Consider the following 19,264-nt stretch of genomic DNA (forward strand, 5'->3'; position numbering starts at 1 on the left):
GGGCTTTAAACGGGTGTAAGGGAATTTTATGATGAAGCGCTGGATGGGCATTTTGCTGTTGTGGGCATTGGGGACGACGTTGGCCCTGGCCGAATCCTCGCGGGTTCAGTGGATCATGCTGGAAGGCAGCATCAACCCCGGCTCGGAGTCGTTTCTGCAGGAAGCACTGGGGACTGCGCAGAATGACGCGTTTGATGTGAGTGTGATTCAACTCAATACGCCCGGGGGATTGAGTACCTCAATGCGCGACATGGTGCAGAGCATTGCCAACGCCGATCGGCCGGTTGTGGTATGGGTCGGTCCCAGTGGAGCCCGGGCCACCAGTGCCGGCACCTTTCTGGTGTATGCCAGTCATTTGGCGGCGATGGCACCGGGCACGCATTTGGGATCGGCCACGCCGGTGTCTCTGGGCGAGGGAGAAACCCCTTCGGCCAAACAAACCAAAGCGATGGAAGACGCGGCGGCGCTGATTCGGGGGCTGGCCGAGCAGCGTGGGCGCAATGCCGACTGGGCCGAAAAAGCCATCACCGACGGCGTCAGTCTGACCGCCGAGCAGGCGCTTGAAAAGGGCGTGGTTGAATTGGCCGCCGCGTCACGCGCGCAACTGCTGCAAACACTGGATGGGCAAACGCTGGAGGTGAACGGTCGCAGCGTGACCCTGCACACCGCTCAGGCCCAGGTGGTTGAGCGTACCCCGGATTGGCAGGAGCAGTTTCTGAGTGTGATCACGCATCCGAATGTGGTGTATGTGCTGTTATTGATCGGATTTTATGGTCTGGTCTTTGAATTTCTGAATCCGGGGGTGGTGTTTTCCGGTGTCATCGGCGCGGTGGCGCTGGTGTTGGCGTTGTATGGTCTGAACTGGCTGCCGGTCAATTGGGCGGGGTTGTTGTTGATCGCATTGGGACTGGCGTTTATGGTGGCCGAAGCCTATCAGCCCAGTTTTGGCCTGCTGGGATTGGGCGGTGTGGCCTCGCTGGCGACCGGTTCCGTGTTGTTGCTGGACATTCAGGCGCCCGGCTATGGCATTGATGGCTCCCTGATCGCGGCCATGACCCTGCTTTCGCTTTTGCTGGTGGTGGGCGTGGCCTGGATGGCGGCCAAAGCCTATCAGCGCCAGCAGGTGTCAGGCAAGGAAGGTCTGCTGGGGGACACCGTGGTCGCATTGGAAGATTTTGAACAGGCTGGTTCGGTACTGGCGCAAGGCGAGCATTGGCAGGCGCAATCCGATTCGCCGGTCAAAAAAGGCCAAAAACTGAACGTGACCGGGCTGGATGGGTTAGTGTTAAAGGTGACAACGCAGGCCCGAAACAAATAGGCTTTGAACAGAGTCAATGAGGAGGCGATATGTTGGATTACGGTTGGATTGCATTGATTGTGCTGGTGGTGCTGTTTTTGGCCAGCGCGATTCGGATTCTGCGCGAGTATGAGCGTGGGGTGATTTTCATGCTGGGGCGGTTCTACAAAGTCAAAGGCCCCGGGTTGATTCTGTTGATTCCAGTGATTCAACAGATGGAAAAAGTGGACCTGCGCACCGTGGTGATGGATGTGCCCAGTCAGGATGTGATTTCCCGTGACAACGTGTCGGTGCATGTGAATGCCGTGGTGTATTTTCGGGTGATTGACCCGGAAAAAGCGATCATTCAGGTCGAGTTTTTTCACGATGCGATCAGTCAGTTGGCGCAGACCACCTTGCGTTCGGTGTTGGGTCAGCATGAGTTGGATGAAATGCTGTCCGAGCGCGAACGGCTCAATGCCGACATTCAGGCATCGCTGGATCAACAGACCGATGCCTGGGGGATCAAGGTCAGCAATGTGGAAATCAAGCATGTGGACTTGGACGAGAGCATGATCCGCGCGATTGCCAAGCAGGCCGAAGCCGAGCGTTCCCGCCGGGCCAAGGTGATTCATGCCGAGGGCGAAATGCAGGCCTCGCAAAAACTGCTGGAAGCGGCTGAAATTCTGTCGCAACAGCCGCAGGCATTGCAGTTGCGTTATATGCAAACGCTGACCGAAATCGCCAATGACCGCTCCAACACCATCGTGTTTCCGCTGGACATGATGGAAAACCTGATCAGGCAGTTTAAATCCTGATGGGTCTGCGTTGATGCGATTTTGACCAGGCCTGGTAAAAAAGGCATGTTTTCAAATCCGTGGCGGGCGTGGCGTCATTGGCGGCGTCAGCGTTTTCTGCGCCGTTATGCGATCGGGCACAGTCTGTGGGCGCAGATCATGCGTTTGCCAATGTTTGTCGGCTTGGATGCGGTCGAGCGGGCCCGATTACGGGAACTGGCCAGTGTGTTTGTGCACGACAAGGTATGGCATCCCAAAGAAACGCTGGTTCTGACCGACTGGCACCGGGCCTTGATTGCGGCCCAGGCCTGTTTGCCGGGGCTGAACCTGGACGAGAAACGATTGCAGGGCTGGCGCGACATCATTCTTTATCCGGCGCCTTTCTGGGCCGAACACGAACAGGTGGACGAAGCCGGTGTGGTCACGGCTGAGCGGGCTGTGCTGGATGGCGAGGCCTGGCTGGACGGTCCTCTGGTGCTGGAATGGCAGACGCTTGAGCACGAAGCGCAACGCCGTCATCCGCACCGAAGCGTGGTGATTCATGAAATGGCCCACAAACTGGACATGGGCAATGGTCGCGCCAATGGCATGCCGCCTTTGCACCCGGACCAATCCCGCCCGGAATGGACCGAGACGTTTTCACGCGCGTTTGAGAATTTGCAGACACGGGTCGAACACGGCGCCCGGCATCTGTCCCTGGATGCCTATGCGGCCACAAACCCCGCTGAATTTTTTGCCGTGGCCAGTGAGTTCTTTTTCTGCCAACCGCACGCGTTGCATCAGCACGAACCCGCCGTTTACGCGCAGTTAAGCGCGTTTTATCGTCAGGACCCCCGTCAACGACTGCCCCACCCAGTGTCATTTTGACCTTTCTTGCGTTTGCGCAAGTTTCTCCCAAAAAAAGACTTGTAAATGCCAATAATTAGCATTTACAATGTTTTTCATTGTTCGATTTGGCGCATGAGGCATTGGTCTTGTGCTGGTTGAGACAGTGAAAATACGACAGGAGATAGCCATGAGATTTTCACGCACGGTCACAATGTTGTTGGGGGTGGCGTTGGCCTGGCCGCTGAATATGGCCACCGCGTCCGCGGAAGAAGTCAACGTCTATTCGGCGCGCAAGGAGCAGTTGATCAAGCCGTTGCTGGAGGAGTTCAGCCGGGCAACCGGGATCGAAGTCAACCTGATCACTTCCAAAGCCGATGCGTTGCTCAAGCGTCTGGAGACCGAAGGCGAGAATACCCCGGCGGACGTGCTGATTACCACCGATGCCGGACGTTTGCACCGGGCGAAACAGGCAGGCGTGTTGCAGCCAGCCATCACCGAAGCTTTGCAAAAGCAAGTACCGGCCAACTTGCAGGACAAGGATCATTACTGGTTGGGGCTGACCACGCGGGCACGTGTGATTGTGTACGCCGAGGACCGGGTGGGCCCTTCTGAATTGAGTACCTATGAAGCCCTGGCCGATGACAAATGGCGCAATCGCATTTGCATTCGCTCGTCCAATAACATTTACAACCAGTCACTGGTGGCGTCGATGATCGCGCACAAGGGGGCGGAAGCCACGGAAGAATGGGCCAAAGGCCTGGTGAAGAACTTTGCGCGCAAACCCGCCGGGGGCGACCGCGATCAGGTCAAGGCGGTGGCAGCCGGACAATGCGACATTGCCGTGGTCAATACCTACTATCTGGGTCAGATGATTCACAGTTCCGACCCGGCCCAAAGAGAGGCGGCGGCTCAGATCGACATTTTCTGGCCCAATCAGGATGACCGTGGCGCACACGTGAATGTGAGCGGCATTGCCATTACCAAAGCGGCGGACAACAAAGCCAATGCACTGAAACTGGTCGATTTCATGTTGTCGCCTGAAGCCCAGGCCTGGTATGCCGAAGTCAATCATGAATACCCGGCTGTTGAAGGGGTCGCATGGAGCGACACTCTGAAAGACTGGGGTCAGTTCGAGTCCGATGCCTTGAACCTGAGCCGTCTGGGCGAACTCAATACTCAGGCGCTGCAGATCATGGACCGGGCCGGATGGCGCTGATCGAATGAGTCATTTCTGACCATGCGTCATTTCCTGCGCTTGAATCGCTGGGGTTGGCTGACCCTGGCGCTGGTGATTTTGATGAGCACCCCTCTGTGGGTGCTTTTCAGTTTTGTGTTTGAGCCCACAAATGCCAATTGGACGCATTTGTCTGAGACCCTGTTGCCGCAATATGTGGGCAATTCCATCTGGCTGATGCTGGGGGTGGGCTTCGGTACGTTGCTGCTGGGTGTGCCCACGGCCTGGTTTGTCAGTCAGTACGAATTTCGCGGGCGTCAGGTGTTGCAATGGGCGTTGTTGTTGCCCATGGCCATGCCCGCTTATATCATTGCCTATACCTATACCGGCCTGTTGGCGTTCGAAGGTCCGGTGCAAACCGGTCTGCGCGAATTTGTGCCCTTGGAAGTGATGCGGGCGTTTTTTCCGGAAATACGCTCGCTCGGCGGGGCGATTGTGATGTTTTCGCTGGTGCTTTACCCTTATGTGTACCTGCTCAGCCGTGCAGCCTTTGCCAATCACAGTCAGCAGGCGATGGACGCCAGCCGTCTGTTGGGGGCGGGGCCGGTGCGCAGCTTTTTTCAGGTGGCTTTGCCCATGGCACGTCCGGCGATCATTGCCGGGCTGACGCTGGCGCTGATGGAAACGCTGGCCGATTTTGGCACGGTGGAGCATTTTGGCGTCGCCGCCTTTACCACCGGGATTTACCGCACCTGGACCGGGTTTGGCGATACCGTGACCACCGCGCATCTGTCATTGCTGTTGCTGGCCTTTGTGCTGACGCTGATGGCGGTGGAGCTCTGGTCACGGCGTCAGGCCCGTTACTTTTCCTTGTCGACCCCAAAGTCGGCGGCGCATCTGCCGCGTCTGCAGGGCAAGTCGGCCTGGATGGCTCTGGGCTGGTGTGCGTTACCGGTGGTGTTCGGGTTTCTGGTGCCGGCGGGGCAATTGCTTTATTGGGCCGTGACCACGGCCGAAACCCGACTCAACGCCGAGTTTGCCCAGTTGGTCTGGAACAGTTTCTACCTGGCGCTGATTGCCGGTCTGGTGGTGGTGGCGCTGGCGACCTGGATGGCGTACGCCAAACGCCTGTTTGCGCATCCGCTGGTAAGGGGCACGGTGCGGGTGGCCATGCTGGGTTATGCGGTGCCTGGAACGGTGCTGGCGGTGGCGGTGATGATTCCGTTTGCCTGGATGGACCATCGCATCAATGACTGGATGCAGGCCCAGTTTGGTCTGTCGGTTGGGCTGTTGCTTTCGGGCACGTTGTTTGCCCTGGTGTTTGCCTATGCGTTCCGCTTTCTCTCGGTGGCGCTGCAAACCATGGATGCGGGACTCAGCCGGGTCAAACCCAGCATGGACGAATCGGCGCGCATGCTCGGTGCCGGTTCGGTGGAAATTCTGGGACGGATTCACTTGCCGCTATTGCGCACCAGTTTGCTGACCGCTTTTATTCTGGTGTTTGTCGAGGTCTTGAAAGAATTGCCCATGACCCTGATACTGCGCCCCTTTGATTTTAATACGCTGGCGGTCCGTGCCTATGAAATGGCCGCGGACGAACGTCTGGCCGATGCCGGACTGCCAGCACTTTTGATTGTGATCACCGGGATCATTCCGGTGGTGTACCTCAGTCGCTTGATTGGAAAATCCCATGCATGAACTGATGATTTCTCAGCTGTCGGTCGCCCACGGTGACGACAAGGTTCTGAAAGATGTGAATCTGCGCATCGATCCGGGCCAGATCGGCTGTCTGCTGGGCCCCAGTGGTTGCGGCAAAACCACACTCTTGCGCAGCATCGCCGGATTGCAATCGGTGCAAAGCGGTTCGGTGACGCTGGAGGGCGAAGAACTGACCCGCCCAGGTTTTCAGAAACCGCCGGAAAAACGTCACATCGGCATGGTGTTTCAGGATTTCGCTCTGTTCCCGCACCTGAGCGTGGCCGACAATGTGGCTTATGGCCTGCGTGATCTGAAAGGAAATCAACGCAACCAGAGAGTGCAGGAACTGTTGGCTTTGGTCGGGCTGCCGGACAGTGGCCGGCGTTATCCGCATCAGCTTTCCGGTGGGCAACAGCAACGGGTGGCACTGGCTCGGGCGCTGGCCCCCAAACCCGCTGTGCTGCTGTTGGACGAACCCTTTTCCGGTCTGGACGTGGAGTTGCGGGAATCCCTGGCGCGCGAAGTGCGCCACATTCTCAAATCAGAGGGCATGACCGCGCTGATGGTCACTCACAACCAGAACGAAGCCTTTGCCATGGCCGATCGGGTCGGGGTGATGCAGGAGGGACGTCTGCTGCAATGGGACACGCCCTATAATCTATACCACGAACCGCATCATGCCTTCATTGCCGACTTCATCGGTCAAGGCGTTCTGATTACCGGCTCGGTCTGTGACTGTCATCTGGTCCACACCGAGCTGGGTCTGCTCAAGGCGCATCTGCCGCTGGGGTCCCAACCGGGAGAAGCCGTGTCGGTGCTGGTGCGTCCGGACGACATCCTGCACGACGACGACAGTGACTGGCAGTTGGAAGTGGTCAATCGAGCCTTTCGCGGCTCGCATTTTCTCTACACTTTGAAATTGCCCAATGAAGAACTGGTGCTGTGCATGAGTCAATCGCATCACGATCACCCCATCGGCACCAAAATCGGCATTCGTCTGGAAATGGATCATGCGGTGGTGTTTCACCATCAGCGCAATTTCGAAAACGAGGTGGTGCAGGACCTGACTCTGGTAGATCCGTAGTCTATTTGCCTTCCTGCATCGCCTGCCAGGCAGCCTGGCTCTGCTCTTTGATTTCGTGATTCAAAATACGGTCGTTGTCGCTGTAATCGACCGGCACTTCGATCAGGTGGACGCCACCGGCTTCATAGCAAGCGTCAATGCGTGACTGCAATTCTTCTGCGGTGCTGATGCGATGGCCGTGTGCGCCATAGCTTTGCGCGTATTCAACAAAGTTGGCATTGCCCACATCCAGCCCGAAGTCGTCAAAGCCCATGTTGGCCTGTTTCCATTTGATCATGCCAAAGGCGTTGTCGTTCAGCACAATTACCACCAGATCCAGTTTCAGGCGCACGGCGGTTTCCATTTCCTGAGAATTCATCATAAAGCCGCCATCGCCGCATATGGCCATGACTTTGCGGTCCGGATGCACCAGTTTGGCGGCAATCGCCGAAGGCAGCCCGGCGCCCATGGAGGCCAAGGCGTTGTCGAGCAGCACGGTGTTGTGGTGATAGGCCAGATAGTTGCGGGCAAACCAGATTTTGTAGACGCCATTGTCGAGGGCGATCATGCCGGTGTCGGGCATGTAGCCGCGGATGTCGGCGACCACTCGCTGGGGCAGCATGGGAAAACGGTCGTCGTCGGCGTGTTTGACGATGTCTTTGTCGATGTAGCGTTTGGCTTGCATAAAGCAGTCAAAATCCCAGTGCATCTGGCGTTCGATCCGTTCTTTGATCTGGTAGATGGCATTGCCGATGTCGCCGACCACTTCGGCCTGAGGGAAGTAAACCGGATCGATTTCGGCATTGGTAAAGTTGATGTGAATCACTTTGGCACCGCCGTGCTGCATGAAAAATGGCGGTTTTTCGATCACGTCATGGCCCACATTGATGATCAGATCGGTATCGCGCAGCGCGCAGTGCACGAAATCGTGATCAGACAGAGCGGCACAGCCCAGATACAGGTGATGGCGCTCATCGACCACGCCTTTGCCCATCTGGGTGGTGAAAAACGGAATCCCGGTTTTGTCGATGAACTGACGCAGCATCTTGCCGGCGGTTTTGCGGTTGGCCCCGGCTCCGATCAGAATTAAGGGGCGTTTGGCTTTTTCGATCATTTGCACGGCGGTGCGTACGGCTTTTTCCTCGGCCAGCGGGCGGCGGTGCAGGCCCTGCTCAATCACCTGGGAATCGGTGATTTCGGCGGCGATGTCTTCCGGCAGCTCCATGTGTGTGGCGCCGGGGCGTTCGGTCATGGCAGAACGAAAGGCTTCCCGCACGCGTGAGGGAATGTTGTAGCCACTGTGAATCTGGCAGGTGTATTTGGTGATCGGATGCATCATGTCAACCACATCGATGATCTGAAACTGTCCCTGTTTGCTGGTTTTGATCGGCTTTTGCCCAGTGATCATCACCATCGGCATGCCGCCGAGTTGGGCATAGGCCGCGGCCGTGACCAGATTGGTGGCTCCCGGTCCCAGGGTCGACAGGCACACGCCGGCCATGCCGGTCAAACGCCCATAGGTCGCCGCCATAAAGCCTGCGGCCTGTTCGTGTCGGGTCAGGACCAGCTTGATTGAGGAATCTTTCAGGGAGTTGAGCAGGTCCAGATTTTCTTCACCGGGAATGCCAAAGATGTATTCAACGCCTTCGGCTTCCAGCGCTTGCACAAACAGGTCGGAGGCTTTTTGCAGAGCAGGGTGACTGGGCGATGACATGAGGGCTCCTTGAAACGGTTTTTGAGCATTCGTTAAATTACAATAAAATCCTAACAGGTTTGGCTGGCGTCTGCCATTCAAAGGACGCTCTTTAAATTTTTTCCGGCACAAATTCAGCAAAGTACAGGGGCATGACGATGTGCTGTGTTTCTTCAGGGGAAGAGCCCTGTGTGGCTGCGAGTTTAATGGTTTTGTTCGGCTGGCATTTGTTCTTGTAGGATTGCAGCGATTTCGCGCGCGTGCGTCGACCACTTTTCACTTCCACAGGGATCAGGTCTCCCTGATCGTTGCTTAAAATGAATTCGATTTCTGCTCTGGCATCCTGCCAGGAAAAACTCGGTTCAATGCCCTGGGCCGCAAATTCCTGCTGTACAAAGTTTTCGGCCAGGTACCCTTTGTATTCGTAGCTTTGTTGCTTGATTTCCTTGTAGTGACTGCCCAGCATGTGGTTGAGCAATCCGACATCAAGCATGAGCAGTTTGACTTTGTTCTCTTTTTTGTAGGCGGCCAGGGGCGATCTGGGTATGCCTTCGATCGGATAGTTCAAAAGCACCAGTCGGGTACGATGCAACCAGTGGATCGCACTTTCAAAATCCCCATAACGGGATTTTTTGGGATGCACCCCTTTGAATTTAAAACGCTTGACCGAACCGTCCACAATGGAAGAAAGCTGAGAGGGGATGTTGGTAAACACCGATTCAATCAACTGCGCATTCACTTTGCCAGCATACTTGCCAAAATCCCGGAGGTAGCCTTCGATGAGATTGGCATGAAAAGTGGTGACGTTTTCTATCCGTTCTATCAGGCGATGCGCATCCTTTTGGAACCATAGGCAAACGGCTTCCGGCATGCCGCCCGTAAAATAATAATCGGTGAGTTGATCCAGCAGGGCCTTATGAGCCACTTTGCTGCGCGATTGGGTTTCAAACGCCTTGATTAACATTGGGTCGCCCGACGCCCACAAAAATTCTCGAAAGGTGAGCGGTCGCAAATTGTATTGTGCCACCTTTCCCACTGGGAATGATTTGAGCAAACCAATATTGGAACCACTGGCCGCGACAAACAGGCCAGGGGCTTTTTCGGCAAAATATTTCAGCGATGTTACCGCTCTCTGGCACTCGCCAATTTCATCCAGAATCAACAGGTGGGTTTCAGGGTTGAACAACCGACCGGTAAACAGTTCTATGTTTGTGATGATGTCTTCCGGATCCAACGAGTCGGCAAAGATGTCTCCCAGCCCTGGATTTTCCAGAAAATCCAGATGCAGGACATCTTCAAATTCCCGCCCCAGTAATTCCTTGAGCAGATACGTTTTTCCGGTTTGGCGAGCGCCATCAATCAGCAAAGGTTTGCGAGTGGGTTGCTCTTTCCAGGCAATCAGTTGATCAAGCAGCTGTCGTTTCATGGTTTATTGGCCGTGACTTAAACGATTAATGCGATCATTTTACACTTTTACGCGCGTAAAAAAGTGAATATATGCATTTTTGTGCGCTTTTTTAGGTTTTCTTGGGAGCGGTTGTTTTCGATTTTGATTGAGACGCGGTTCGGCTTGGCGTAAGATAAATTCATCATAGACGGTCAAGTTGACTGCCTTGTTATGGAATGAAGGACAACGAATGTATCAGTTTCCGGGCAAGCGCCCGATCAATCGCAATTTGCTGGCGTTTCGTTTTCCGCTCAATGCGATTCTGTCGATTTTGCACCGTATTTCGGGTGTGTCCATGGTCGTGTTTGGGTTGCTCGCCTTTGTCTGGGGCGTGGCGCTGGTGTTGCAACCGCCGCGTTTTGAGGCGTTGATGGCGCTGGCGACGACGCCTTTGGCCAAAATCGGCTGGAGCCTGCTGGCATTGAGCCTGTGGTGGCATTGGCTGACCGGATTGCGGCATTTATTGCTCGAGCACAATGCGTTTGGCCTGCAAACCAACGCGCAAATGGGGCAGCGCTCGGCGGTAGGCACGATGGGCGCATTTGCGGTGGGCACGGTGCTGATTCTGTGGGGAGTCTGGGTATGAGCCGATTGTTGACGGGGCTCAAGGCCCATTTGTGGCAGCGTTTGAGCGCGTTCTGGCTGCTGATGTATTTTCCACTGGCCGGACTGTATCTGGCCAATCAAACGATTACCCAGCATGCGCAGTTGATGGCCGTACTGGCACAGCCTTTGTTTTGGGTGGCGACGCTGATCACCCTGGGGTTGATTGCGGTGCATGCCTGGGTGGGTGTGCGTGATATTCTGCTGGATTATCTGCCGCGCTCAAGCGTGGGCGTGGCGTTGTTGGCGCTGGGAGCCGGGCTGGGTGTCTGGCTTGGTTTTGCGATTTACACGGCCTGGTCGGTATTGGTGCAGGCTTAACCTTTTGAATGGGCATTTGGGAGCGCTATGACAACGCAAACGGACAATGAATCATCGCGCTTGAGTGACCCGGGTCAGTGGGACCTGTATCATTTTGATGCGGTGATTGTGGGCGCTGGCGGCGCCGGGCTGCGTTCGGCCCTGCAGTTGGCGCAAAGCGAGCAGAAAGTGGCGGTGGTGTCCAAGGTGTTTCCGACGCGTTCGCACACTGTGGCCGCGCAAGGCGGCATCAACGCCGCGCTGGGCAATGTCAGCGACGACAACTGGCACTGGCACATGTACGACACCGTCAAAGGCAGCGATTATCTGGGCGACCAGGACGCGATTGAATTCATGTGTCGCGAGGCGACCGAAATCGTCCGGGAACTCGAGCATTTCGGGGTGCCGTTTTCGCGCACCGACGCCGGTAAAATCTACCAACGTCCCTTTGGCGGACAAAGTCAGGACTTTGGCGCGTCTCAGGCCACGCGCACCTGCGCCGCCGCCGACCGCACCGGCCACGCCATTTTGCACACCCTGTATCAGCAGAACCTGCGCGCTGGTACCACCTTTTTCAACGAAGCCTTTGCCATCGATCTGGTCAAGGACACCACCGGTCAGATAGCAGGCCTGGTGATTTTGGACATTGCCAGCGGAGAGACCCGACTGTTGCGGGCGCGTTCGGTGGTGTTGGCCACCGGCGGGGCCTGTCAGTTGTTTGAAACCAACACCAATGCCAAAATCAATACCGGCGACGGGCTGTCCATGGTGCTGCGTGCCGGGTTGCCGTTGCAGGACATGGAGTTCTGGCAGTTTCACCCCACCGGCGTGGCGGGCAAAGGCATGTTGCTGTCCGAAGCCGCGCGGGGCGAGGGCGGTTTGCTCCGCAATGGCGATGGCAAAGCCTTTATGGTGGACTATGCGCCCAATGTCAAAGACCTGGCTTCGCGTGACGTGGTCGCCCGGGCGATTGCGGTGGAGGTCAAGGAAGGCCGTGGCTGCGGGCTGAAAAAAGATCATGTGCTGCTGGATCTGACCCATCTGGACGAGGAGGTGATCAAAAAGCGCCTGCCCGGCATTCGTGACATCGCGCTCACCTTTCTGGGGCTGGACATGTGTGACAGCCCGATTCCGGTGTATCCGACCGCGCACTATATGATGGGCGGCATCCCTACCAATTTTCACGGTCAGGTTTTGACCCAGACGGCGGCGGGCGAACCCACGCCGGTTGACGGGCTTTATGCGATTGGCGAATGCGCCTGCGTGTCGGTGCATGGGGCCAATCGTCTGGGCGGTAATTCATTGCTGGACATCGTGGTGTTCGGTCGTGCGGCGGCGCGGCATCTGCAAGCCACACTGGCCGAGCACAAGGCCAGCGACTTTTTTGACCCGGAACTGGAACTGACGCCCGTGGTGCAGCGTCTGGCGCATTGGACGCAAGCGGTTCAGGCGGAAAAACCCGACGCAAACGAGCCATCCGATGATGACAGCATCGCCGCGATTCGTCGGGATTTGCAGGCGGTGATGCAGCGTGACTGCGGCGTGTTTCGGACCGAACAGACCTTGTCCGAGTTGTGCGATACCTTGAACAACTTGCAGCAACGTCTGCACCGGGTCACGCTTCAGGACGCCGGGCTGGCGTTCAACCTGGAGCGGCTGGAAGCGATGGAACTGGAAAACCTGATGACGCTGGCGTTTGCCACCGCGCATTCGGCCAGAGCCCGTACCGAAAGCCGCGGCGCCCATTCGCGCATGGATTACCCGGAGCGAAATGACCAGGCCTGGTTAAAACACAGTCTGTATTTTCGGCAAGACCATGCCCTGACCTACAAACCGGTCAACCTGACACCGCTGACGGTGGACGGGTTTGAACCCAAAGCCCGCGTTTATTAACCGAGATCGCCTATGCAATTTTCCATTTATCGTTACCAGCCCCAGACGGATGCCGAGCCCTTTATGCAGACCTTTGAGCTGGACGAGGCGCAGGTCACCGACGACATGATGCTGCTCGGGGCGCTGGAGTTGCTGCGCGAACAGGACCCGACCCTGACTTTCCGCAGCTCCTGCAAAGAAGGCGTGTGCGGTTCCGATGGCATGAATGTGAACGGGCAGAACGTTTTAAGCTGCATCACCCGGGTCAGAACCCTGAAAGCGCCGGTGGTGATCCGCCCCATGCCCGGTCTGCCGGTGATCCGCGATCTGGTGATCGACATGGATTTGTTTTACCAGCAGTACGAAGCGGTCGATCCCTACTTGCAGCCGACCCAGCCCAATCAGACCATCGATCTCGATCACGAGTTGCTGCAAAGCCCGGAAGAACGTGAGCGTCTGGACGGCAGTTACGAATGCATCCTGTGTGGCTGTTGTGCCACCAGTTGCCCGTCTTTCTGGTGGAACCCGGATCAGTTTCACGGCCCGGCGGCTCTGTTGGCGGCACGGCGTTTTGTGGTCGACAGCCGCGACATCACCACCCGCGACCGGCTGGAAAAACTCGACGACGTTTACAAAACCTTCCGCTGTCGCAATATCCAGAACTGCACCGCCAGTTGTCCCAAAGGCCTCAACCCCAGCCAGGCCATCAACGAGCTCAAATCCCTGATGCTCAAAAAGCAAGTGGACTGAGGGATGGCGCTCAGCCATTTGGAACGGATCAAAATGCTCAAGCTGGCCTGTCGGCGCGGCAATGCCGAGACCGAAGCCCTGTTGCTCGCCTACTGGCAGGATTTGCGCCAACAGGCCCAGACAGGCGCTCTCAGCCACCCAGCCCTGGACAAAACCCTGACCCAGTTCGAACAACTGCTGCAAACCAATGATCAGGATTTAATGCAATGGTGCCTGCGTCCCGACACCGCTCCCGACGACTGGCAAGACTTGATTGAAAAGATCAGGGCGGTGTATTTGACCGATCGTTGAAGTAGCGTTTGGCTTCAGTTCGTACTCTTGGGGCGAGCAGCAGGGTGGCGGTCATGGTGGGGATGGCCATCAGGCCGTAAAAACCGATGAGGAAGTAGAATACGATTTCAATCGACAGCACCGCGCCCAGAAAGACTGTGGTCAGGTAAAAGTATTTAAAAATGGCCGCTTTGTCTGCGCCGAACAGATAACCAAAACATTTGTGACCGTAGTACCAGAAGGTAAACACGGTGGTGAGGCTCAAAACCACCACCATCAGCGACACGCCCATGGTGCCGAATACGCCGATGCCTTCGCCAAATGCGCTCAGGGTCAGGTCAATGCCACTGAGTTCGGTGTCGGGGGTGAGCACGCCGGTGGCCAGGATCACCAGTGCGGTGGCGGTGCAGATGATCAGGGTATCGATCACCGGCCCCAAGCTGGCGACCAGTCCTTCGCGGATCGGTTCGTCGGTTTTGGCCGCGCCGTGCGCCATCACTTCGGTGCCGATCCCGGCTTCATTGGAAAAGGCGCCGCGACTGATGCCAACGATCATCACCCCCAACAGCCCGCCATACATCGCATCGGGTGACCAGGCCTGGTCAAAAATGGTCATGACAATGCCCGGTAACTCGCCCACAAATTGCGCCAGCACACTGACCGTCATCAGCAGATACAGCGCCACCATGGCCGGCACCAATGTGACCGCCACTCTGGCCAGTCGTTGCAGCCCGCCCCAGATCACGCTGGCGACCAGTCCCACCAGCATCAGGCCCAGAAGGCTTTGCCAGATCAGGTCCGGTTGCGAAGACGGTGCGAGCGGGAGTTGGCTGGTAATGACCTGGCTCAGCTGATTGATCTGAAAAGCGGGCAGGGTGCCGAGCAAACCGGCGATGGCAAAAAACACCGCCAGCGGTTTCCATTGGCGTCCCAACCCCTGTTCGATGACGTACATGGGGCCGCCTTGCAGTTGCCCATTGGAGTCATGACCGCGGTACATGACCGCCAGAGAGCCGGTAAAGAATTTGGTGGAAATGCCCACCAGTGCCGACAGCCACATCCAGAAAATCGCGCCCGGGCCGCCGGCCGACAAAGCCAGAGCGACCCCGGCCAGATTGCCCAGCCCCAGTGTCCCGGCCAAAGCCGCTGACAGGGCCTGACGATGGGAAATGTCCCCCGCGGCATTGGGGCGGTCATAGCGCCCGGTGAGCACCGCCAGTGAATGGCGCGCATAACGGAACGGATAGAAACGCCCCTGCAAGGTCAGCCAGAGGCCACCACCGACCAGCAGCACCAGCATGGGCGGGCCCCAGATAAAGCCAACGGCGTCTTGCAGAAATTGTGACAGGGTTTGCATGGCATGGCCTGAATGATGAGTGATTCAAGCCTGTATGCTAACGGTTTTTGCCGTTCGTTGGAATGCGAACGTGGGTTAAGTGTGATGTCTTTGAACGTCAGATCACCTTGAACTGGCGCGAATAGTTTTCCACGTCTTTGGACATCTGGTTCAAGCGCTCGCCCGATTCGTTGACCGACTCATTGCCTTTGACCACCTGATTGGCTTCGTGTGTGATCTGTTCGACCTTGTCGCCGATCATGGAGACCGCCTGTTCGTGCTCTTTCAAAAAGCTCTGAATCTGTTCGATGGCGCGGGTCACATCCTGCGATTTGCTTTCCAGATCCGCGACCGCATCGCCTGCCGTGTGAGCCAGATCCACGCCCTGTTGCATCTGCTCAATGCTGGTTTGCATGTCGTCGCCCACTTTGCCGATCATGGTCTGAATGTGACCGATCACTTTGGAAATTTCTTCGGTGGATTGCGAGGTACGCTGCGACAGGCCACGCACTTCGTCGGCCACCACCGCAAAGCCTCGACCGTGTTCGCCGGCGCGGGCCGCTTCGATCGCCGCATTCAACGCCAGCAGGTTGGTCTGTTCGGCAATGTCTTCGATGGTGTTCACAATGCCGCCCACATCCTGCGACATGGTTTTGAGCTGATCAAAGTTTTCGGTGGCGTTGGACACGCGCTGGGCCATTTCGTTTAAACTGTCGGCCGACTTGTGCACGGTCCGTGAGCTTTCCACGGCCGCGTTGCGGGAATCTTCGGCCAGATGATGCACCTGATCGGATTGATCCGAAATCTGCTCCATGGCCCGGGTCAGTTCTTCCACCGCCACGGCCACGTTTTCGGTGGCGGCCTTCTGGTTGACCGCCGTCTGGGTGACCGTATCGCTTTGCTCATCCAGATTGCGGGCCGCATCGCTCAGATGCTGGGCATCGTATCCCAGATCATAAATCAGTTCCCGCAAACGGGTCTGCAACTTGGTCAGCGCATTCATCATGCGTCCGGACTCGTCCTGCGCCATCACCGGGGTTTCAAAGTCCAGATCGCCTTCGGCCATGCGCTCGGCCACGGCCACCGAACTTTCCAGCCGTCGGGACAGACCCGTGGCCAGGAACCAGACCGCAATCAGTGACGCGCCGATCAATACCAGCATTGCGCCCTGAACGATCCAGAAATGATGGGTAATGGTGCTGGCCACTTTGCTCAGTGGCACCGACACTTCCAGCGCGCCGCGCACGTCACCCAGCTGCCAGTCGGTTTTGGGCGAATCCGGGTGGCTGTTGTGGCAGGTGACACACGACTGATCGCTCATGATGTCGGCCACCGCATAGCGAAACACCGGCTCGCCCTGCTGTTGTTCAATCTGGTAAAACGGGGTTTCGGGTTCGGCCTTCAAAGCCTCCAGCGCGGTCTGCTCAAACGCATCCAGCCGGGTTTCGTCTTTGGTTCGGAAATTGAACGGGTCCTGGCTGAACAGGCGCAGTTGACCGCCGTTGTCGCCCATATTGCCCAGCGCGCGCATAAAGCTGGCGGGCAGCGGCAAGCTCAGGCCGTCCTGCTCATGGCTGATGCCAACGCCCGCTTTCTGGCCCACCGGAATCACATGCTCTGAATAAAACTGGCGCGCGTTCTGCGCGTTTTGAATACTGGATTTGGCCGCCGCCTTGCCCGCCTCGACAATCACCTGATCACGCAGCGTCAGCCCCTGTTGCCACAGCAACGCCAGCACCAGAAGCCAGATGAGAATCAGTGGGAAAAAGATTTTGGTTTTGAGCGGCAGGGCAGACAGTTTCTGGCCCCAATGCCAGAACCGACCTTTGACACCATTGGGTACCACGCGTCCCTGCTCCAGAGTCACGTCGTTTTCTCGATTCATTCGCGCATACAAACGTTCGGCGGCACGAATTTCCGCTTCGGAAGGTTGTACCCGAAAAGACAGATAACCGTTTTTGATCGGCACAGCGGTGGCTTTGACCCAATAGTAATCGCCATTCTTTCGACGATTTTTGACCAGACCGCGCCAGAATTTCCCAGCCTTCAGTGTCGTCCAGAAATCACGAAACGCCTCTTTGGGCATAAACGGGTGGCGAACCATATTATGCGGGTTGCCCAGCAATTCATCGGACTCATAGCCGGAGGCTTTCTCAAAATCCGGGTTGACCCGGTTGATGGTACCCACCTTGTCTGTGCGGGTAATAATGGCCTTGTGATCGCCTAATTTATATTCGTGTTCGTTTGTGCTTTGGCTCATGGTTTCGTTCCTGCCACTTCGCGGAATTGTCATAAAAACCACACTTTTGTGGTGTTTTTGAAAGCAAAGCAAAGGCCGGGCCAAGTCACAGAAAAATCACATGCGAAAACCTGCGAAGTGTTTTTGACCAGGCCTGGTTAAAAATCAGTGGGCGTGAAATGCTTGATGGTCAGGGGTAGAGGCAATATGTGAAAACTATGGTTTCACATATTGATTAAAAGTGAATCTATAGTTTCACTCCATGTCGTGTTGTTGTAAAATCGTATCCACAATTCAATGAGCAGGCTGGCAATACAGTGGATAAGCGATCAGCAACCTTGTTTCCAAAGCAAAAAGCGATTTTGACGCAACTGGGTGAGAACATTCGGCTGGCGACCAAACGTCGAAAATTGACACAAACGCAGATGTCCGAACGGACCGGCCTGTCGAAACCAACGCTTAGAAAAATTGAGCGCGGTGAAGGTTCTGTGTCCATTGGACATTATCTTCAGGTCTTGGCTGTATTGGGCTTGGCGGACGATCTATCAAAAGTGGCGAGTGACGATGAGTTGGGACGAAAACTACAGGATATTGAACTGCTCAAAGGTCAGTCATCATGAGGCGTAACATTTTTGTCTACGCCCATTGGCAAGGCATGGATGCACCGCACAAGGTCGGTGTGCTCCATGCAGACCTTGTGCGTGGAGACGAGCATTTCAGCTTTGCTTATGATCCGGACTGGTTGGCCTCGCCTTACGCACAACAGATTGATCCGGATCTCAAGCTTTTTCATGGGGAGCAGCACAGTCAGAATGATCGAAATTTCCGTGCATTTCTGGACTCGTGTCCGGATCGCTGGGGGCGTTTGATTATGCAACGCAGAGAGGCCATCCATGCCCGTCAGGAAAGTAGAAAGCCAAAAAAGCTGATGGAAACCGATTACCTGCTTGGTGTGCATGATGTTCATCGAATGGGAGCGTTACGCTTTAAGTTGGACGAGGCTGGCCCTTTTCTGGATGACAGTCGAGAGCTGGCTGCCCCGCCCATGGAATCGTTGCAAGCTTTAGAGAATGCGGCCTCAAAAGTCGAAAAGCCCGGGATCGATACATCACCTGATTATTCAAAATGGCTGAATATGCTGATTTCTCCCGGTTCGTCATTGGGCGGAGCCAGACCGAAAGCCAGTGTGATGGATGATAATAGAGATTTGTGGATTGCCAAGTTTCCCAGTCGTTACGACGACCACGATGTCGCGGCGTGGGAAATGCTGGTGTATAAGCTGGCAATGGCTGCCGGTGTTCAAATGGCGATTTGCAAAATGACGCGTTTGAACAGCGAACAGCATACATTTCTGACACAACGTTTTGATCGCGTTGCTGGGCAGCGCCTGCATTTTTCATCCGCCATGACACAGCTCGGATATTTTGATGGCGAAGCCGGCGCCAGCTATTTGGAATTAGCTGAGTTTTTGATACAGCATGGCGCAAACACCAAGGAAGACTTGGCGCAGTTATGGCGGCGGATTGTCTTTTATATTGCGGTGTCCAACACGGACGACCATCTTAGAAATCACGGCTTTATCCATACCCCAAAAGGCTGGATTCTTTCGCCTGCGTTCGACATAAACCCTGTGGTCGAAGGGGTCGGTCTGCATTTGAATATTGATGATGTGGACAATCGCCTGGATTTTGAACTGGCTTTTTCAGTGATTGATTATTTTCAGTTGAACCAGGCAACGGCAGAAACCATTTATCGACAGGTTATTGACGCCGTTGATCAGTGGCCGACCATTGCCGAAAAGCTAAAAATCAGTCGGCAACAGCAAGAAAGCATGGCCCCCGCGTTTATGGCAGAGCGGTTGTCCCTTTCATAACACGGTTTCAGCACAATATCTACTTGATCTACTTCCATACGTCAT

The 19,264-nt window shown here is 55.9% G+C and carries 17 protein-coding genes; 13 read left to right on the forward strand and 4 right to left on the reverse strand.

All coding sequences use genetic code 11. The features are described from left to right. Nucleotides 1-28 precede the first annotated feature (28 nt). The 6 genes from A377_RS0106410 (at nucleotide 29) to A377_RS12090 (ending at nucleotide 6,857) form a co-directional block, all read left to right on the forward strand. Entirely contained in the window at nucleotides 29-1,318 is a 1,290-nt protein-coding gene (locus tag A377_RS0106410; RefSeq protein WP_019895411.1) for an NfeD family protein, read from the forward strand. Between the two features lie 29 nt (nucleotides 1,319-1,347). Then, nucleotides 1,348-2,094: a slipin family protein gene (locus A377_RS0106415; protein WP_019895412.1), complete on the forward strand. Its 747-nt coding sequence runs from the start codon at nucleotides 1,348-1,350 to the stop codon at nucleotides 2,092-2,094. Between the two features lie 45 nt (nucleotides 2,095-2,139). After that, nucleotides 2,140-2,940: a M90 family metallopeptidase gene (locus A377_RS0106420; protein ID WP_019895413.1), complete on the forward strand. Its 801-nt coding sequence runs from the start codon at nucleotides 2,140-2,142 to the stop codon at nucleotides 2,938-2,940. A gap of 148 nt (nucleotides 2,941-3,088) precedes the next feature. Further along, nucleotides 3,089-4,117 carry a Fe(3+) ABC transporter substrate-binding protein gene (locus A377_RS0106425; RefSeq protein ID WP_028485323.1) on the forward strand — a complete coding sequence of 343 codons (1,029 nt, stop codon included), beginning with the start codon at nucleotides 3,089-3,091 and terminating at the stop codon, nucleotides 4,115-4,117. Between the two features lie 21 nt (nucleotides 4,118-4,138). Continuing rightward, nucleotides 4,139-5,773, forward strand: coding sequence for an ABC transporter permease (locus tag A377_RS0106430; RefSeq protein WP_019895415.1), 1,635 nt, complete (start codon nucleotides 4,139-4,141; stop codon nucleotides 5,771-5,773). Then, nucleotides 5,766-6,857, forward strand: a complete 1,092-nt coding sequence (locus A377_RS12090; protein WP_019895416.1) for an ABC transporter ATP-binding protein — start codon at nucleotides 5,766-5,768, stop codon at nucleotides 6,855-6,857. The genes A377_RS0106430 and A377_RS12090 overlap by 8 nt, the downstream gene beginning before the upstream one ends. Before the next feature lies 1 nt (nucleotide 6,858). On the opposite strand, the gene A377_RS0106440 is transcribed toward A377_RS12090, so the two are convergent. Together A377_RS0106440 and A377_RS0106445 are read right to left on the reverse strand one after the other, a co-directional pair. Further along, nucleotides 6,859-8,550, reverse strand: a complete 1,692-nt coding sequence (locus A377_RS0106440) for an acetolactate synthase large subunit (protein WP_019895419.1) — start codon at nucleotides 8,548-8,550, stop codon at nucleotides 6,859-6,861. Between the two features lie 91 nt (nucleotides 8,551-8,641). Continuing rightward, nucleotides 8,642-9,955 (reverse strand): ATP-binding protein, encoded by a 1,314-nt coding sequence (locus A377_RS0106445; protein ID WP_019895420.1) that lies wholly within the window; start codon nucleotides 9,953-9,955, stop codon nucleotides 8,642-8,644. Between the two features lie 211 nt (nucleotides 9,956-10,166). Here A377_RS0106445 and sdhC point away from each other — a divergent pair, with 211 nt between their 5' ends. From sdhC to A377_RS0106470, 5 genes are read left to right on the forward strand one after another with little or no spacing between them, the layout of a single operon-like run. Next, complete coding sequence (sdhC, locus tag A377_RS0106450) at nucleotides 10,167-10,562, forward strand: succinate dehydrogenase, cytochrome b556 subunit (protein WP_019895421.1); 396 nt, start codon at nucleotides 10,167-10,169, stop codon at nucleotides 10,560-10,562. Next, nucleotides 10,559-10,900 carry a succinate dehydrogenase, hydrophobic membrane anchor protein gene (sdhD, locus tag A377_RS12095; protein ID WP_051083148.1) on the forward strand — a complete coding sequence of 114 codons (342 nt, stop codon included), beginning with the start codon at nucleotides 10,559-10,561 and terminating at the stop codon, nucleotides 10,898-10,900. Before sdhC ends, sdhD begins: the two co-directional genes overlap by 4 nt. Before the next feature lie 27 nt (nucleotides 10,901-10,927). Then, nucleotides 10,928-12,772 (forward strand): succinate dehydrogenase flavoprotein subunit, encoded by a 1,845-nt coding sequence (gene sdhA, locus A377_RS0106460; protein ID WP_019895423.1) that lies wholly within the window; start codon nucleotides 10,928-10,930, stop codon nucleotides 12,770-12,772. Between the two features lie 12 nt (nucleotides 12,773-12,784). Further along, nucleotides 12,785-13,501: a succinate dehydrogenase iron-sulfur subunit gene (locus A377_RS0106465; RefSeq protein ID WP_019895424.1), complete on the forward strand. Its 717-nt coding sequence runs from the start codon at nucleotides 12,785-12,787 to the stop codon at nucleotides 13,499-13,501. A gap of 3 nt (nucleotides 13,502-13,504) precedes the next feature. Beyond that, the gene (locus tag A377_RS0106470; protein WP_019895425.1) at nucleotides 13,505-13,792 is read left to right on the forward strand and encodes a succinate dehydrogenase assembly factor 2; all 288 of its coding nucleotides are present in this window, start codon (nucleotides 13,505-13,507) and stop codon (nucleotides 13,790-13,792) included. Here the strand turns inward: A377_RS0106470 and A377_RS0106475 are convergent. Together A377_RS0106475 and A377_RS0106480 are read right to left on the reverse strand one after the other, a co-directional pair. Beyond that, nucleotides 13,764-15,128 carry an alanine/glycine:cation symporter family protein gene (locus tag A377_RS0106475; protein WP_019895426.1) on the reverse strand — a complete coding sequence of 455 codons (1,365 nt, stop codon included), beginning with the start codon at nucleotides 15,126-15,128 and terminating at the stop codon, nucleotides 13,764-13,766. The genes A377_RS0106470 and A377_RS0106475 overlap by 29 nt on opposite strands. A gap of 97 nt (nucleotides 15,129-15,225) precedes the next feature. Then, nucleotides 15,226-17,367, reverse strand: a complete 2,142-nt coding sequence (locus A377_RS0106480; RefSeq protein ID WP_019895427.1) for a methyl-accepting chemotaxis protein — start codon at nucleotides 17,365-17,367, stop codon at nucleotides 15,226-15,228. 296 nt (nucleotides 17,368-17,663) lie between these two features. On the opposite strand from A377_RS0106480, the gene A377_RS0106485 reads away from it, so the two are divergent. Then, nucleotides 17,664-17,966: a helix-turn-helix domain-containing protein gene (locus A377_RS0106485; protein WP_019895428.1), complete on the forward strand. Its 303-nt coding sequence runs from the start codon at nucleotides 17,664-17,666 to the stop codon at nucleotides 17,964-17,966. Next, entirely contained in the window at nucleotides 17,963-19,219 is a 1,257-nt protein-coding gene (locus tag A377_RS0106490) for a type II toxin-antitoxin system HipA family toxin (protein ID WP_019895429.1), read from the forward strand. Before A377_RS0106485 ends, A377_RS0106490 begins: the two co-directional genes overlap by 4 nt. The last annotated feature ends 45 nt before the right edge of the window (nucleotides 19,220-19,264 follow it).

This window comes from Hydrogenovibrio halophilus DSM 15072, assembly GCF_000384235.1.
In the GTDB taxonomy this organism is placed as follows: domain Bacteria; phylum Pseudomonadota; class Gammaproteobacteria; order Thiomicrospirales; family Thiomicrospiraceae; genus Hydrogenovibrio; species Hydrogenovibrio halophilus.